The following is a 14,693-nucleotide window of genomic DNA, read 5'->3' as shown; positions in this document are numbered from 1 at the left end:
GGGTCGCAATAGCAGTATGCCCGCTCTGCGGAATTTTCTGCCCTCAAACTTAGGTTGCGGACTGCGGCCTCGGCATAAGTTACTGATGTGAAGGCTGCGGTGGCTAGATACTCCTAACCCGAGATCAGCGTTTGCAGAGGTGAGGCCAACAGAGGAGCGCGCTGTCCGCCTCTGGAAATCCAACTATCGGTTGCCAATGAGCGCGCAGCCCAGCGGCCGCCGCCTACTTGCCGCGGTCTCAAAGTTTTGAGGCCAATTGCGGAAGTTCGAGTTAGATGCGAACGAAAGGCATGACTGCATTCGCATACATCGGAGCAGCGCTCGCAGAAATCGCAGGTTGCTTCGCATTTTGGGCATGGTTGCGCTTGGACAAATCCGTCTGGTGGCTTGTTCCGGGCATGATGGCTTTGGCTCTCTTTGCTTATTTGTTGACGCTCGTAGAAGCAGTACATGCCGGTCGCACATACGCAGCCTACGGTGGCGTTTACATTGTTTCGGCTATCGCGTGGCTATGGCTGATCGAAGGCGCAAAGCCCGATAGATGGGACCTGATTGGCGCAATCGTTTGTCTTGGCGGTGCAGCTATCATCCTGTTCGGTCCGCGCCCGGCCTAAGTATTCCAGCATCAGCTCCCCCCTTCGCTGGCCGATGATCGCACATGACCCCCCGCCTGAAAGCGGCCGACCAGCTTGGCCGATCGGCCGCAGATGTGATCAGATTTCGGTCCTCTCCGCCAGAAGCAGAGCATCCTCGACGTCGACGCCAAGATAGCGCACTGTGTTCTCGATCTTGGTATGACCAAGCAAGATTTGGATCGCCCGAATGTTGCCTGTGGCACGGTAGATCATTGCCGCCTTCGTCCGGCGCAACGAATGTGTGCCATATTCGGCCTTGCGCAGCCCGATCGCCGTCACCCACTCGTCGACCAAGCGTGCATACTGTCGCGTACTCATATGGCCAGTGTGATCCACTCGGCTCGGGAACAGATAGTCGCCTATAGAGCCTCCCCGGCGTTCCAGCCACGTTAGCAATGTCGCCCGCACGTCGGTGGTAAGTTCGAATTGCACTGGTCGGTTGGTCTTCTGCTGAATGACGGTCGCTCGATTGCGTATCTCAGCACCCGCAACCACGTCGCCGATCTTGATCTTGACGAGGTCACAACCGCGCAGCTTGCTGTCGATGGCAAGGTCGAAGAGAGCCTTGTCTCGCAACCGTCCGTCGCGATCGAGATGAAAGCGGATCGCCCAGATCTGCTTCTGCGTTAGGGGACGTTTCGTTCCAACATTCTTGCCCGCATTCCAAGCAGGACGATGCCGCATAGCTCCATCAAAGCATGAGTATCCCATTGTATTTCTCCTCGGCCAACATTGGCCGAACGGAGAACGCACGGAATGATTTCATGTGTGGGGCCGAGTTCCGCCTGTCCGGTTTCAAGTACAGAAATCGGGAAAGCTGACGTTAGGGTGAGCCCATGCCTTCGTCAGCAGGCGCTGACAAACCGGCCGTTCAACGCCCCCAACGATCCCTCGAAAGCCCGCATTTATCTGACCAGGTAGCGGCAGATTCGCGCGCTCTTCGATATCGTTCACGCCTGGACGCGTGGACAGTCACTGGTCAGTTGCGGCACCGGTGGCGAAGTCTTTCCTGAGTAGAATTCCCCGACCACCGCAACCGAAATCGCTGGCGTGCGTTAATCCCGGAATGGCCCGCGTCGAGTACTTCGTGGAATCGGCGCTGCATGAAGGAGGCGGCATGCCGGCTGTCCCATATTGTGGCCCCGCGCCCCTGCCCGGGGCAGCAGCGGGCGCATGGAATTTCGACCCGCCTCTGCTGGCTGCACTGGCGCTGGCCGCATGGCTGCTGAGCCATCAGCCGCGCGCCAGCTGGGCCGGCCTGGGCTTGCTGGCCCTAGCCTATGTTTCCCCGATATGCGCGCTGAGTTCCGGCCTGTTTTCCGTTCGGGCCGCGCACCATTTGCTCGTGGTCTACGCCGCCGCGCCGCTCCTGGCGGGGCAGTTCGTCCGCCTGCCGGCCGACCTGTCAAAGGTCCCGCTCTCCGCCGCGCTCGTACTGCATGTGGCGGTCATGTGGGCCTGGCACGTGCCGCTTGCCTATAGCTGGGCGCTGTCGAGCGACCTGGCATACTGGCTGGGGCAGGTTGCGTTGCTCGGTTCGGCCATGTTGTTCTGGTACCGGCTGGCCGATACCGCAACCTCCTTGCCGGCAGCGCTGCTGGCAATCATTGCCATGACGATGCAGATGGGGCTGCTCGGCGCGCTGCTGACTTTTGCGCCCGGCGCGCTCTATGCCCCGCATTATCTCACCACCGGGCTTTATGGCCTGACGCCGCTGGCCGACCAGCAGCTGGCCGGCCTACTGATGTGGACCGCGAGCCTGCCGCTGACCGTCCTGGCCGGTTACTCCGCCGTTTCGAGGTTGCTGCATGGACTCCGCGCGGAGCCTGTATCCTGAGATGCTGTGGCTGAAGTTCCTCCATATCGCCGGAGTGGCCGTCTGGGTGGCGGGCTTGCTGTATCTCGCGGCGCTGCTCCAGAACCACCAGCGCGTGCGCGACCGGCAGGACTTTGCACGAGTCCGGATGGGCAGCCGCTTCGCCTATATGGGGCTGGTCTCCCCGGCCGCTTTCGTCGCGGTCGGCGCAGGCGGAGCGTTGCTGTTCCTGGCCGATGCCCTCCATCCGTGGATGTTCGCGAAGCTCGCGGCAGTCGGCGTGCTGGTGGTTGCGCATATGCAGTACGGCCATGTGCTCGCGCATCTCGCCGATGAGGAAGTGGAAGGGCCAACCTTGCGCATCCGGCTCGTCGCCCTGGCCATCGGCGCGTCTTCGCTAGCAATCCTGGCGCTGGTGCTGGCCAAGCCTGCGATCGATCCCGGCTTGCCGACATGGCTTACCGAGCCGGGTCAGCTGCAACCCCTGGAAGAGCGGCACGCTCCTCCTCCGCCTCCTCCTCGGCATGCTCCGCCTGTCTATCCTCATTCATCATGACGCCCATCTGATGCTCGAACACCAGCTTGCCCCCCTGCCAGCCCGCCAGGCCGACGAAGAGCAGCCCTCCCACGGAGAGGAACAGGCCCCAGGGCAGCACGGCCTCGGCCGGCCCGTAGAGGCGCAGGCCCCAATTGGCACCGATCACCGCCAGCAGCATCATCGCAGCGGTGGCATGGGTCCAGCTTTCGGGACGGCGGCGAATCCCCCGTCCCGCGAGAAGTTCGGCGGTGCCGGCGATTCCTGCGAGCACGCCGAAGGCGAAGCCCCATCCACTGGCCCACAAGGCAAGCCGCGGGAAGAATGGGTCGGCGGTCAACCACCAGAACAGGTCCGCCGCCAGCGTGGCCACGACCAGCGCAATCGGGAAAGTCACCATCATCGCGTGGATCGGGTGCCCGGCCAGCGCGATGCGCGAGCCGACGCTCTGGTCTTTGGCTTCGTCAAGTCTGGCCATGCGGGAGTAACGCGCGGCGGCGCGAAGGGTTGCGCGGCCATCTTCGCCAGCCTCGCATCGGCCGGTTGCTCCGGCGAACTTTCGGCGCTCGACCCGGCCGGGCCCGCTGCCGCCCGGGTGGCGGAATTGTGGTGGATCATGCTGGGCGGGGCCGTGGCCATCCTGGGCTTGGTGCTGGCGGTCGCGCTTTATGCCCTGCGCGAGCGGCATGGCCTGCGCGATATTTCCGCACGCCGGGTGCTGGTCGGCTGGGGCTTGGTGTTTCCCCTGGTCACACTCGCCCTGCTGATGGGTTTCGCATTCCTGCGAGGCGAACAATTGTTCGCCCGCAGCAGCGATGAGGCGGTGATTGCCGTGCGGGCAGAGCAGTGGCGCTGGGTCGCGATCTATCCGGGCGGCGGCCAGACGATCAACACAATCCACGTGCCCGCCGGTCGAGATTTCACGCTGGAACTGACGAGCGGCGACGTGATCCACAGCTTCTGGGTGCCGCGCCTGGGCGGCAAGATGGATGCTGTTCCGGGCAAGACCAATCGCATGGTCCTCCACGCCGACAAACCGGGCCGCTATCGCGGCGTCTGCGCGGAATATTGCGGCATCGGTCATGCGCCGATGCAGATGGTGGTGATTGCGCACCCTGCGGAAGCCTACGCCGCGGCATTGGCGGAGCAGGCGGGCAGCTTCGAGCCGCCGCCCCAGGTGCTCAACCCGCGGCCCGCCCCTGCCGCAACGATCATCGAACAATGGCGGGATTACCTCCTCGACTTGACGGGAATCGAATGAACGACACGGCACACAAACGCGCCCTCGCGCTGCATCACGAGATGGAGCCGCTCTACGGCCAGCCGAAGACCTGGTTCGGCTTCCTTGGGGCAACCAACCACACCGTCATCGGCATCCGCTTCATGGTGACCGCTATCGCATTCTTTTTCATCGGCGGTGTGCTGGCGATGCTGATCCGGGCGCAGCTTGCCGGGCCAGATACCCAGTTCCTGGATGCGGCGAATTACGCCCAGGTCTTCACCATGCACGGCACGGTGATGATGTTCCTCTTCGCGATCCCGCTGATCGAAGGCTTTGCGCTCTACATGCTGCCTAAGGTGCTGGGCGCACGCGACCTCGCCTTCCCGCGGCTGAGCGCGTTCGGATACTGGTGCTATCTTGCCGGCGGCCTGATCCTGCTGGCAGCGCTGGTGCTCGGTATCGCGCCCGACAGCGGCTGGTTCATGTACACGCCGCTCTCGTCCAAGCCGTTTTCGTCGGGGATCAATTCGGACATCTGGCTGGTCGGCATCACGGTGGTGGAGGTGTCTGCCGTGTGTGCGGCCATCGAATTCATGGCCACTGTCCTGAAAGTGCGGGCAGGAGGCATGGCGCTTTCTAAGATGCCGCTCCTCGCCTGGTATTTGTGGATCACGGCGGCGATGATGCTGGTCGGGTTCCCGCCGCTCATCCTCGGTTCGATTTTGCTTGAGGCCGAACGCGCATTCGGCCTGCCGTTCTTCGATTCGGCACGGGGCGGCGATCCGCTGCTTTGGCAGCACCTGTTCTGGCTGTTCGGGCATCCGGAGGTCTACATCATCTTCCTTCCGGCTGCGGGGGTAATCTCGACGATCCTCCCTGTGTTCGCAGGGCGGCCCATCGTCGGATATCGCTGGATCGTGGCAGCGCTGATCGCGCAGGCGTTTCTCAGCTTCGGGCTGTGGGTGCATCACATGTTCACCACAGGCATCCCGCATCTGAGCCTGGCATTCTTTTCCGCGGCCAGTCTGCTGGTGGTGGTGCCCACGGCGATCCAGATCTTCGCCTGGCTGACCACGCTCCTCAAAGGCCGGCCGAAAATGACCCTGCCGATGCTCTGGATTTATGGCTTCTTCTTCGTCTTCGTGAGCGGCGGCCTCACCGGAGTGATGGTGGCCGTGGTCCCATTCGACTGGCAGGTGCACGACACCCATTTCGTGGTGGCGCACCTTCACTATGTGCTGGTGGGCGGGTTCGTGTTTCCAGTGATGGCGGGCATCTATTACTGGGGGCCGCAGCTGAGTGGCAGGCGGACCGACCAGGGGCTGGGCCGCCTTGCCTTCTGGCTGGTGTTCATCGGCTTCAACCTCACCTTCCTGGTCATGCACTGGACCGGTCTGCTGGGCATGCCGCGCCGGGTATTCACTTACGAGACCGGGCTGGGCTGGGATTGGCCGAACCTGGTATCGTCTTTCGGCGGCTTCGTGATGGCGATTGGTTTCGCCATGACGCTGGTGGACATACTGGTGCAGTGGCGCTTTGCCCCGCATACTCCGCACAATCCCTGGAAGGCGGATACGCTGGAATGGGCCATGCCCACGCCTGCGCCGACATACAATTTCGCCAGCCTGCCGAAAGTGGGCAGTCGCCATCCGCTGCATGACGACCCGGACCTCTCGGCGCGCCTTGCGGGCGGAACGGGCTATCTGCCCGGCGCACTGGGCGGGCGGCGAGCGACAATGGCGGTGGACAGCGTCACGGGCGCGCCGGAGCATGTGATCATTCTGCCCGGACCCACGCTCATTCCGTTCTGGACCGCGCTTGCACTGGTCGGCGCGGCGATCTGTTTCCTGGCAGGGTTCTATTGGGGGGCGGGGCTGCTGGGCCTGGCGGTGATTGGATGCGGGTGCTGGTGGCTCTGGCGATCAGGCGACACCGCCGATCCGGACTCGGTCGATTGTAGAGAGGGCACCCGGCTGCCGCCGCATCACGCCCACCCGCAGGCCCCCGGCTGGTGGGGGATGGTCTTCACGCTGGTGTTCGACGCGACGCTCTTCATCTCGCTGCTGTTCGGCTACCTGTTCCTGTGGGTCATTGCGCCCGGCTGGCCGCCGCCTGCCTTCATCGATGCTGCGCCCGGGCTTGCGATAGCGACGCTGGCCGCGCTGGCGATGGCGGGGCTCGCCCCGCTGGCCGCACATCGCTCCAATCTGCGCGGCGACGCGGCGCGAAGCGCGCGCTGGCTCGTTGTATCGGCCTCGGCGAATGCACTCGCCTGCATAGCCTTTGCCGCCACGCTGGCTTTCCTGACTCCGCCTGCCGCAAGTCATGCCTATGCCGCGTGCATATGGGCGCTGGCGCTCTACGCTATCCTGCACAACGGCCTGGCGGCGATCGGCTCGGCATTCGTGCTGGCCCGCGGCCGGGCCGGGTTTGTGAGCGCGCGGCGCAGCCTCGATCCGCGCAACCTGGCGGCATTCTCGGGCTATTCCGCGCTGGTCGGGGCGGTGACGGTCGCCGCGATCCATCTCGGCCCGGTGCTGGGAACGGGATGAGGAGGCAAACGCCTTTCTCCGGGCCGCTGGCACTGATTGCCGGCTTCTCGCTATGGGCGCTGGCCTTCGTCGTACTCTATGCCGCGCATGGCTATTCCTGCGCCGTGGGCTTCAATGGCGCGCGCTGGGTGCTGACCGGAGTGTGGCTGATCTTGCTGGCGGCGGGCGGCGGGCTCGTCTTCGCCTTCCTCCGCAAGCCGGCGCAGGGTTCGAGCGACACGGCGTTCCTGCGCAGGCTTGGGCTGGCGCTTGCCGTCGCCGCGCTGGGCGCAATGCTGTGGACCGGGATGCCGGTCGCGCTGCTGCAGACCTGTTAGCGGTCGGGCCGGAGGTCAGCGCGGCAGAGCATAGGCGATCACCTCGTCGCCGATGGGCGTTTCCATGAAGTGATGCCCGCCTGTCATGATCACCACATATTGCCGCCCGTTGGCTTCGTAAGTGATGGGGGTGGACTGCCCACCCGCGGGCAGCACATCGTCCCACAGCGTTTCGCCGGTTTCGATATCGATGGCACGGATCCGGTCATCGGTTGTCGCCGCGATGAAGATCAGCCCGCCCGCTGTGACGACCGCGCCGCCATTGTTGGGCGTGCCGATACGCAGAGGGAGCATAGAGGGAATGTTGAAAGGGCCGTTCTTGCGTGCGGACCCGAATGGCCGGTCCCACACCGTCTGGCCGCTGCGCAGATCGATTGCGCGGATGCCGCCATAAGGCGGCTGTTTGCACAACAAGTTGGTGAAAGGCATCCGCCAGCCGGCGTTGACGTCGACCGCATAGGGCGCGCCCATTTGCGGGTCGCCGGCACCTTCCGGCCCGCCCTCGCCAAGGTCGCCGCCGCGCGGATCGCCGCGCGGAACCCACCCGAGCCGGTCAGCCTCTTCGCGGGGAACGAGACGGTTGTAATTGGGCATGTCATTGTAATTGGCGACAATTAGGCCGCGCAGCGGATCGATCGCGATGCCGCCCCAATCCGACCCGCCATTGTAGCCGGGATACTGGATCCAGCGCCGGTCGGCGGTGGGCGGGGTGTAGATGCCGTCATAGGCGGCCCGGCGGAACTGGATCCGGCAGACCATCTGGTCGATCGGCGACATCCCCCACATGTCGCGTTCCGTCAGGTCACGCTTGGCGAGCGTGTGCCAGGTGGAGAATGGCTGGGTGCGGGTGCGCTCTTCCGGCTCCACTCCGCCCTGGGGAACGAGGCGCTCCTCCACGCCTGTGAGGGGCTGACCGGTGCGCCGGTCGAGCACGTACATGTCTCCCTGCTTGCTGGCCAGGACCAGCGCGGGCACTCCGCCCGGAAGATTGATCAATGTCGGCTGCGAACCGAGGTCATAATCCCACACGTCCTTGTGGACGGTCTGGAAATGCCAGGCCGGGCGGCCGGTCTCGGCATCGAGCGCCACAAGTGCCGTTGCATATTCGTTCTCGGCATCGGAACGGCTGGCGCTGAGATAGTCGACTGCCGAATTGCCCATCGGCAGGTAGACATGGCCCAGTTCCTCGTCGGCCGAGGCAATGGTCCACATATTGGGCGTGCCGCGCGTGTAGCTGTCGCCCGGCTCCGGGGCGCCGGTGAGGTCGGGCCGCGCCAGGTCCCACGCCCAGGCAAGTTCGCCGGTGACGGCATCGAAAGCCTGGATCACGCCCGAAGGCGCATCGCGCTTCTGCCCGTCGAGCACCTGGTGGCCGGTCACCACATTTCCCCGCACGACAACCGGCGGCGAGGTAATCGAGACCATGCCCGGGACCACCTCGCCCATGCCGGTGGTGATGTCGACCGAGCCGTTCTGGCCGAAATCGGCGCAGGGAAGGCCGGAATTCGCATCGACGGCGACGATGCGCCCGTCGAGCGTACCCTGGATCACCCGCGCTGCGCAGGCCTGGTCCTGCGCGGCATCGGGCACTTCGTAATAGGCAACGCCGCGGCAGGCGGCGGTATAGGGGATATATTCATCCGGCACCTGCGGGTCGTAGCGCCAGAGTTCGCGCCCCGAGGCCGGGTCCAGCGCGATCATGATGTTCATCGCCGAACACAGATACAGCCGGTCGCCCACCTTGAGCGGTGTGGTTTCGGCGCCATAACTGTTGTCGCTCTTGTCCTCGGGCAGGTCGCGCGTGTGCGCGACCCACACCCGCTCGAGCCGCCCCACATTATCGGGCGTGATCTGGCGAAGGAGCGAATAGCGCTGTGCGCCGTAAGTCCCGCCATAGGCGATCCAGTCGCCGTCCGGCGCCGCGAAGGATAGGTCCGCATCCGCCATCAGCGTTTGCGGCAGGGTGCCCCGCTCCCACGGATCGTGCTGCTGGGCAATGATGTAGCCGCCGATGACGAAAACCAGGAACGAAGCCAGCGCCGCCCCACCCGCATGCTTCCATCCATAGCGCGCCTCGCGCATCAGCGGGGTGATCAGCACCACCAGCAGGAACAGAACTGCCGGACCGAACAGACGCGGCAGCAGCGCCCAGGCATCGCCGCCTACTTCCCAGAATGCCCAGGCGATCGTGCCGATGAACAATGCGACATAGAACAGCACTCCGGCCATGGACCGCCGTGCAATGAGCACGCCGCTGGCAAGCAGCGCGAGACCGGCAATGACGTAGTAGAGGGACCCGCCAAGCAGTGCGAGCCACGCGCCGCCTACGATAAGTACCAGCCCGATGAGGCCAAGAAGCCCACCCAGAGCCAGAGCCAAGAAACGGGTCCAATCGCGGGCGCTCCTAGTTGTGTGATTGCCATCCATGGTCGGCATCCTCTCCTCGCGCAAATCGGCATGGGACCGGGGCGGCGGCGGGCTGTGCCGGCCGCGCAGGGAGCCGATGATGGGACTTTCCTCCCCAACGGCGGGCGGGCGCTATGGTTTCGAGATTACGATAACGACAATTTGCGAGTGGCGATCCGGCGCCCTACGTGGACGGAAGGGCGACTGGATGAGTCAACGTCCGCTAATGGCCACCCCGAAGCCGCAAAGAATGACCAAAACGAGGACACATTGTTGTCATCGTCGGCCCCACGAACGAATGGCGGCTTTCGGGATCTTGTCGCGATTGGTCGAATGTCCGGCATGAGGGCGCGAAGCTGCCGTTGCGCGTAATGCAATCGACGGCGACGCGGTCAAGAACAGATTGTGCCCTCCGGCGGCGGCGATTTCCAGCGCGCGCCTGGCGGTTTCCTGCCCTTTCACCTGTTTGAGATCGGGGCCGGGGGCTGCCGGTTCGACCGCGCCCGGTTCGGGATCGGGCAGGCGCTGCGTGCCCTTAAGATGGTTGAGCAGGCTGACCAGGTCCGGCGCGGCGCAGACGGGCACGCCGCTGGCCCAGCGCGCTTCCGCCCCCTGGCCGGCCGGGCAGATCAGGCCCTTTTCTGTTTCGCTGGCATGAATCGCGGCCAGCAATACTCCGGGGGAACCGACGACCCTGCCATCCAGCGCCAGTTCGCCCACTGCCACCCAGTCGGCCAGCTGTTCGGCATCGGTCACACCCATGGCGGCCAGCAAGGCCAGCGCGATGGGCAGATCGTAATGCGAACCTTCCTTCGGCAGGTCGGCCGGGGAAAGATTGATGGTGATCCGCTTGGGCGGCAGGGAAAGGCCCATGGATGCGAGCGCCGATTGCACCCGTTCGCGGCTTTCGCCCACTGCCTTGTCCGGCAGCCCCACTATCGCGAAACGCGGCATGCCCGGCGCCACCTGGCACTGAACTTCCACGCGCCGCGCCTCCAGCCCGAGATAGGCCACGGTAGAAACCAGTGCGACCACTTATTGCCCCCTTATCCGGCGGCGACGATAGCGCGCGAAAACCCCATGTCGAGCGCTTCGCGCCGCTTCGGATGCGAATATGGTGAATTTGCGGGCAACCGTGAAATTTCACTCCTGAGCAGCATCCCTCGATGCAGGCATTCGGGATGGAACGCCGTCTGCGCCTTGTTGCAATTGCTTGCGCCTGTTTCGCCTTGCCGGGCGCGGCGCATGCGATGGTCGAAAAGGGGCAGGCTCCCGCTCCCCCGCCGGTTGCAGTGGAAGTTCCGGCACAGCCAGTAGTGGCGCCGGCCGGGCAGGCGCTGGCCAGCCGATACTACATTCCCGATCTTGCCGCCGCCGCCGATGCGGCCATTGCCGAATATGGTCCGTTCCGTGTGCTGGACGAGCGTACTGCCGCACTTGTCGACGTGACGGATCGCGGCACGCCCGCCAGCTTCGCGGCGATGCTGCGGGATTTCCCATCCATCGAAGTGCTGGAATTTCACGATTGCCCGGGCACTTATGACGATATCGCCAATCTGCGCCTGGGCCGGATGATCCGCGCCGCCGGCCTGCGGACATTCGTGGCGGAGGGTGGCTCCGTCCGTTCGGGCGCGGTGGAACTGTTCCTGGCGGGTGAAAGCCGCGTGGTGGCGGACGGGGCAGAGTTCGCCGTCCATGCCTGGATCGACGTGGAAGGGCTGGAACCCGATGACTTCGCCGCCGATTCGCCGCAGAACCGGAAATACCTCTCCTACTACCGCGAAATGGGCATGAGCGCGGAAGAAGCCGCGTCATTCTATACCATGACCAATTCCGCCAGCTTCGAAAATGCGCTATGGCTGACGGGGAGCGAGATGCGTCAGTGGGTGGAGGCCGAGAAACCGGCCGCGCCGAAGCTCGCCTATCTTGACTTCGCGTCTGGCCTCAACTAACCGCGCATCCATATCAGGCCGTCCCAACGGGCGGCCCTTTTCGTTTGAATTCGAGGATTGAAAGATGAAGCGCACTTTTCAGCCGAGCAATCTCGTGCGCAAGCGCCGCCACGGTTTCTTCGCCCGCAAGGCTACCCCCGGTGGCCGCAAGGTGCTTCGCGCCCGCCGCGCCCGTGGACGCAAGAAACTCAGCGCCTGACACGAACGAAGCACCGGAATCCATCGCGGTCCTTCAACGCCGCGCGGATTTCCTTGCTGCCAACCGGGGTTTGCGTGTTGCACGCCCCGGCTTCGTGCTATTGGCCCGTCCCAATGGGGGGCGGGGCAAGCGTTACGGAATTACCGTCACCAAGAAGATCGGCAATGCGGTTGTTCGCAACCGCATGAAGCGCCGGTTCCGCGAATTGCTGCGTGCGGCCCTCCCGGATGAAGGGCTGCCCGATCACGATCACGTGCTGATCGGCCGCGAAGGCGGGATCGAACGCGATTTCGCGAAAATGCGCGGCGAACTCTCATTCGCCCTGTCGCGCGCGGCAGACGGCAAGGGCGATCCGTCCCGCCGCCGCCGGAGCGGCCGCAAATGAAACGGATTTTCATACTCATCGCGCGTGGATGGCAGCTCGGCCCTTCGCGCATTCTTCCGCCGTCCTGCCGCTATCAGCCGACCTGCAGCCAGTACGCGATAGAGGCGCTGGAAAAACATGGCGCGATCAAGGGTGGATGGATCGCGATCAAGCGTCTATTGCGCTGCCACCCTTGGGGTGGTCATGGCTATGACCCGGTGCCCTGACGCATCGGTACGGCAAGCAGTATCTTAGGACCCGCATCTTGGAAAATCGCAATCTCGTCCTCGCCGTAGTGCTGAGCCTCGTGCTGTTTCTCGGCTACGAAGTGGCGATGAGCCAGTTCTATCCGCAGTCGGATCAGGCTCCGACGGAAGAACTGGCGCAGAACGGCACCGACACGCCGGCGCAGCGCGCGGCGGCCACGCATATCCGCGATGGCGGGCTGACCGATCCCGCCGAACAGGCGGAGGAAGTACGCGATCTCGAAACCGCGCTGGCCACCGCCGAGCGCGTGCGGATCGATGCGCCGGAAGTTGCCGGCTCCATCAACCCCGTCGGTGCGCGGATCGACGATATCGTTCTCAAGACCCACCGCCAGACGGTCGACAAGGATAGCGGCCCTGTCCGCCTGTTCTCCCCCAGTGGCACGCCCGCGCAGCAATTCGCGCAATTCGGCTGGATTGGCGAAGGCGTGAAGCTGCCAGGCGCCAATACGGTGTGGCAGGCCGAAGGTGGCCCGCTGGCCCCCGGCAACCCCGTCACGCTCACCTGGGACAATGGCGAAGGCCAGGTCTTCACCATCCGCTTCTCGATCGATGAATTCTACATGCTGACGGCGGATCAGTCCGTCATCAACAATGCGGAAGGTTCTGTCGCGCTGCGGCCCTATGCCTTCATCAATCGCACCAGCCGCACGGCCAGTAGCGATATGTGGAACCTGCATTCCGGCCCGATCGGCAATTTCGGCGGCGAGGTGAATTTCAGCTGGGATTATGACGATGTGGCCGAAGCGGGATCGGTTCGCAACGCCACCCCCACCGGCTGGGTAGGCTTTACCGATATTTACTGGCTGTCCGCGCTGATCCCGCAGGCGGGCACCGAAACGCAGACCGAATTCCGTACTGCCGGGGGCGAGCATTATCGGGCCGATCTGCTCTATGATGCAGTCACTGTCGGATCCGGCGAAACCGCCAGCCGTTCGACCCAGCTGTTTGCCGGTGCGAAGGAAAGCGCCGTGCTCGACCATTACGAGGATGCCGGGGTCGAGAATTTCGGCCTGGCGATCGACTGGGGCTGGTTCCGCTGGTTCATGAAGCCGATCTTCTGGCTGCTGCGCGAACTCTATGCGCTGACAGGCAATTTCGGCGTGGCGATCATCCTGCTGACCGTGGTGATCCGGGCCTTGATGTTCCCCATCGCCCAGAAGCAGTTCGCGTCCATGGCGCAGATGCGCGCGGTGCAGCCGAAAATGAAGGCGCTGCAGGAACGGCACAAGGACGACAAGGCGACGCTGCAGCAGGAAATGGGCAAGCTCTACCGGGAAGAAGGCGTCAATCCGCTGGCCGGGTGTCTGCCGATCTTCCTGCAGATCCCGATCTTCTTCGCCCTGTACAAGACCTTGCTGGTGGCGATCGAAATGCGCCACAAGCCCTTCGCCCTGTGGATCCGCGACCTTTCCGCGCCCGATCCGGCACATATACTCAACCTGTTCGGGCTGCTGGATTTCAACCCGCCCGGCTTCCTGGCAATCGGTGTGCTGGCGGTGCTGCTCGGCTTCACCATGTGGCTCCAGTTCAAGCTGAACCCCGCCGCGATGGACCCGGCCCAGCAGCAGATCTTCATGATCATGCCGTGGGTGCTGATGTTCGTGATGGCGCCTTTCGCCGCCGGCCTGCTGCTGTACTGGATCACCTCCAACATCCTGACGGTGGCACAACAGAAATATCTCTATTCGCGCCATCCCCAGTTGAAGGCGCAGATGGAGAAGGACCGTGCCGACAAGGCCCGCGCGGCCGAACGTGAGAAGGCGAAGGAGTGAGCGAGCAGGACGAACTGATCGAGGAAGCGCGGCGACTGTTCGCGGGCAGGGTTGAATTCCTGCTCTCGGCACCGGAGCTGAAATTCCTGCCGGATGCGGATTTTCCCGAAGTGGCCTTTGCCGGCCGGTCCAATGTCGGCAAGAGCTCGCTGATCAACGCCCTGACCGGGCGCAAATCAATCGCGCGCACATCGGTTACACCGGGCCGCACGCAGGAACTGAACTTCTTCGAGATCGGAACGCCCACCGTGTTCCGGCTGGTCGACATGCCCGGCTATGGCTTTGCCAAGGCGCCGGTGAAAGTGGTCGAACGCTGGAAGCAATTGGTGCGCACATTCCTGCGCGGCCGGGCCGTGCTGAAGCGCACGCTTGTTCTGATTGACAGCCGCCATGGCATCAAACCTCCGGACGAGGAGATGATGAAGATGCTGGACGAAGCGGCCGTCGGTTATCGCCTGGTGCTGACCAAGGCGGACAAGGTGAAGGCGAGCGAACTGGCCGATGTGCTGGCGAAGGTGGAGGCGCAGGCGCGCAAGCACCCGGCAGCCTATCCGGTGATCCACGTGACCAGCAGCGAAAAGGGAATGGGCATTCCCGAATTGCGCGCTGCCGTGCTGCAGGACATCCTCGCCTGAACGGCAGGCTGGTGCGGCT

15 protein-coding genes and 1 pseudogene are annotated in these 14,693 nt (G+C 64.1%); 12 read left to right on the top strand and 4 right to left on the bottom strand.

What is annotated here, in order from left to right; translation table 11 throughout:
• Nucleotides 1–290 precede the first annotated feature (290 nt).
• On the top strand, nucleotides 291–614 hold the full coding sequence (locus tag WYH_RS08240) for a YnfA family protein (RefSeq protein WP_046903459.1): 324 nt from the start codon (nucleotides 291–293) through the stop codon (nucleotides 612–614).
• 99 nt (nucleotides 615–713) lie between these two features.
• On the opposite strand, the gene WYH_RS08235 is transcribed toward WYH_RS08240, so the two are convergent.
• Nucleotides 714–1,346 (bottom strand): tyrosine-type recombinase/integrase, encoded by a 633-nt coding sequence (locus WYH_RS08235; protein WP_046903458.1) that lies wholly within the window; start codon nucleotides 1,344–1,346, stop codon nucleotides 714–716.
• Nucleotides 1,347–1,752: 406 nt separating this feature from the next.
• Here WYH_RS08235 and WYH_RS08230 point away from each other — a divergent pair, with 406 nt between their 5' ends.
• Nucleotides 1,753–2,472 (top strand): cytochrome c oxidase assembly protein, encoded by a 720-nt coding sequence (locus WYH_RS08230; protein WP_046904961.1) that lies wholly within the window; start codon nucleotides 1,753–1,755, stop codon nucleotides 2,470–2,472.
• On the top strand, nucleotides 2,444–3,007 hold the full coding sequence (locus WYH_RS08225) for a CopD family protein (RefSeq protein ID WP_082347911.1): 564 nt from the start codon (nucleotides 2,444–2,446) through the stop codon (nucleotides 3,005–3,007). The genes WYH_RS08230 and WYH_RS08225 overlap by 29 nt, the downstream gene beginning before the upstream one ends.
• Here the strand turns inward: WYH_RS08225 and WYH_RS16515 are convergent.
• Nucleotides 2,910–3,389: a DUF2231 domain-containing protein gene (locus WYH_RS16515; protein ID WP_067674899.1), complete on the bottom strand. Its 480-nt coding sequence runs from the start codon at nucleotides 3,387–3,389 to the stop codon at nucleotides 2,910–2,912. The genes WYH_RS08225 and WYH_RS16515 overlap by 98 nt on opposite strands.
• A 3-nt stretch (nucleotides 3,390–3,392) precedes the next feature.
• Between WYH_RS16515 and coxB the strand changes: the two genes are divergently transcribed.
• The 3 genes from coxB to WYH_RS08210 are packed head-to-tail and all read left to right on the top strand — an operon-like array spanning nucleotide 3,393 to nucleotide 7,077.
• A complete protein-coding gene (coxB, locus tag WYH_RS08220) occupies nucleotides 3,393–4,247 on the top strand; it encodes a cytochrome c oxidase subunit II (RefSeq protein WP_067674902.1) in 855 nt (284 codons plus the stop codon).
• Nucleotides 4,244–6,760: a cytochrome c oxidase subunit I gene (gene ctaD / locus WYH_RS08215; RefSeq protein WP_046903457.1), complete on the top strand. Its 2,517-nt coding sequence runs from the start codon at nucleotides 4,244–4,246 to the stop codon at nucleotides 6,758–6,760. Before coxB ends, ctaD begins: the two co-directional genes overlap by 4 nt.
• Nucleotides 6,757–7,077, top strand: a complete 321-nt coding sequence (locus WYH_RS08210) for a hypothetical protein (RefSeq protein ID WP_046903456.1) — start codon at nucleotides 6,757–6,759, stop codon at nucleotides 7,075–7,077. The genes ctaD and WYH_RS08210 overlap by 4 nt, the downstream gene beginning before the upstream one ends.
• Before the next feature lie 15 nt (nucleotides 7,078–7,092).
• Here WYH_RS08210 and WYH_RS08205 read toward each other — a convergent pair whose 3' ends face one another.
• Together WYH_RS08205 and WYH_RS08200 are read right to left on the bottom strand one after the other, a co-directional pair.
• The gene (locus tag WYH_RS08205) at nucleotides 7,093–9,504 is read right to left on the bottom strand and encodes a membrane-bound PQQ-dependent dehydrogenase, glucose/quinate/shikimate family (protein ID WP_046904958.1); all 2,412 of its coding nucleotides are present in this window, start codon (nucleotides 9,502–9,504) and stop codon (nucleotides 7,093–7,095) included.
• A 324-nt stretch (nucleotides 9,505–9,828) separates the two neighbouring features.
• Nucleotides 9,829–10,518 (bottom strand): annotated as a pseudogene (locus WYH_RS08200) (magnesium chelatase domain-containing protein); the annotation flags it as partial.
• A gap of 131 nt (nucleotides 10,519–10,649) precedes the next feature.
• Between WYH_RS08200 and WYH_RS08195 the strand changes: the two are divergent.
• The 6 genes from WYH_RS08195 (at nucleotide 10,650) to yihA (ending at nucleotide 14,674) form a co-directional block, all read left to right on the top strand.
• On the top strand, nucleotides 10,650–11,435 hold the full coding sequence (locus tag WYH_RS08195; RefSeq protein ID WP_053833457.1) for a hypothetical protein: 786 nt from the start codon (nucleotides 10,650–10,652) through the stop codon (nucleotides 11,433–11,435).
• Between the two features lie 64 nt (nucleotides 11,436–11,499).
• A complete protein-coding gene (rpmH, locus tag WYH_RS16510) occupies nucleotides 11,500–11,634 on the top strand; it encodes a 50S ribosomal protein L34 (RefSeq protein WP_082347909.1) in 135 nt (44 codons plus the stop codon).
• Nucleotides 11,635–11,656: 22 nt separating this feature from the next.
• The gene (gene rnpA, locus WYH_RS08190; protein ID WP_046904955.1) at nucleotides 11,657–12,019 is read left to right on the top strand and encodes a ribonuclease P protein component; all 363 of its coding nucleotides are present in this window, start codon (nucleotides 11,657–11,659) and stop codon (nucleotides 12,017–12,019) included.
• Nucleotides 12,016–12,225, top strand: a complete 210-nt coding sequence (gene yidD / locus WYH_RS08185) for a membrane protein insertion efficiency factor YidD (protein ID WP_046903455.1) — start codon at nucleotides 12,016–12,018, stop codon at nucleotides 12,223–12,225. The genes rnpA and yidD overlap by 4 nt, the downstream gene beginning before the upstream one ends.
• Before the next feature lie 38 nt (nucleotides 12,226–12,263).
• Nucleotides 12,264–14,039 carry a membrane protein insertase YidC gene (gene yidC / locus WYH_RS08180; RefSeq protein WP_046903454.1) on the top strand — a complete coding sequence of 592 codons (1,776 nt, stop codon included), beginning with the start codon at nucleotides 12,264–12,266 and terminating at the stop codon, nucleotides 14,037–14,039.
• Nucleotides 14,036–14,674 (top strand): ribosome biogenesis GTP-binding protein YihA/YsxC, encoded by a 639-nt coding sequence (gene yihA, locus WYH_RS08175; RefSeq protein WP_046903453.1) that lies wholly within the window; start codon nucleotides 14,036–14,038, stop codon nucleotides 14,672–14,674. The genes yidC and yihA overlap by 4 nt, the downstream gene beginning before the upstream one ends.
• The last annotated feature ends 19 nt before the right edge of the window (nucleotides 14,675–14,693 follow it).

Source organism: Croceibacterium atlanticum (genome assembly GCF_001008165.2).
Lineage (GTDB): Bacteria > Pseudomonadota > Alphaproteobacteria > Sphingomonadales > Sphingomonadaceae > Croceibacterium_C > Croceibacterium_C atlanticum.
This window is presented reverse-complemented; position numbering and strand designations above follow the sequence as displayed.

Bases quoted from the DNA above. Each gene is read 5' to 3' on its own strand.
- WYH_RS08240 (WP_046903459.1), top strand. From the start codon at position 291: ATGACTGCATTCGCATACATCGGAGCAGCGCTCGCAGAAATCGCAGGT.
- WYH_RS08210 (WP_046903456.1), top strand. From the start codon at position 6,757: ATGAGGAGGCAAACGCCTTTCTCCGGGCCGCTGGCACTGATTGCCGGC.
- rpmH (WP_082347909.1), top strand. From the start codon at position 11,500: ATGAAGCGCACTTTTCAGCCGAGCAATCTCGTGCGCAAGCGCCGCCAC.
- WYH_RS08225 (WP_082347911.1), top strand. From the start codon at position 2,444: ATGGACTCCGCGCGGAGCCTGTATCCTGAGATGCTGTGGCTGAAGTTC.
- WYH_RS08235 (WP_046903458.1), bottom strand. From the start codon at position 1,346: ATGGGATACTCATGCTTTGATGGAGCTATGCGGCATCGTCCTGCTTGG.
- WYH_RS08230 (WP_046904961.1), top strand. From the start codon at position 1,753: ATGCCGGCTGTCCCATATTGTGGCCCCGCGCCCCTGCCCGGGGCAGCA.
- WYH_RS08195 (WP_053833457.1), top strand. From the start codon at position 10,650: ATGCAGGCATTCGGGATGGAACGCCGTCTGCGCCTTGTTGCAATTGCT.
- ctaD (WP_046903457.1), top strand. From the start codon at position 4,244: ATGAACGACACGGCACACAAACGCGCCCTCGCGCTGCATCACGAGATG.
- yidD (WP_046903455.1), top strand. From the start codon at position 12,016: ATGAAACGGATTTTCATACTCATCGCGCGTGGATGGCAGCTCGGCCCT.
- WYH_RS08205 (WP_046904958.1), bottom strand. From the start codon at position 9,504: ATGGATGGCAATCACACAACTAGGAGCGCCCGCGATTGGACCCGTTTC.
- WYH_RS16515 (WP_067674899.1), bottom strand. From the start codon at position 3,389: ATGATGGTGACTTTCCCGATTGCGCTGGTCGTGGCCACGCTGGCGGCG.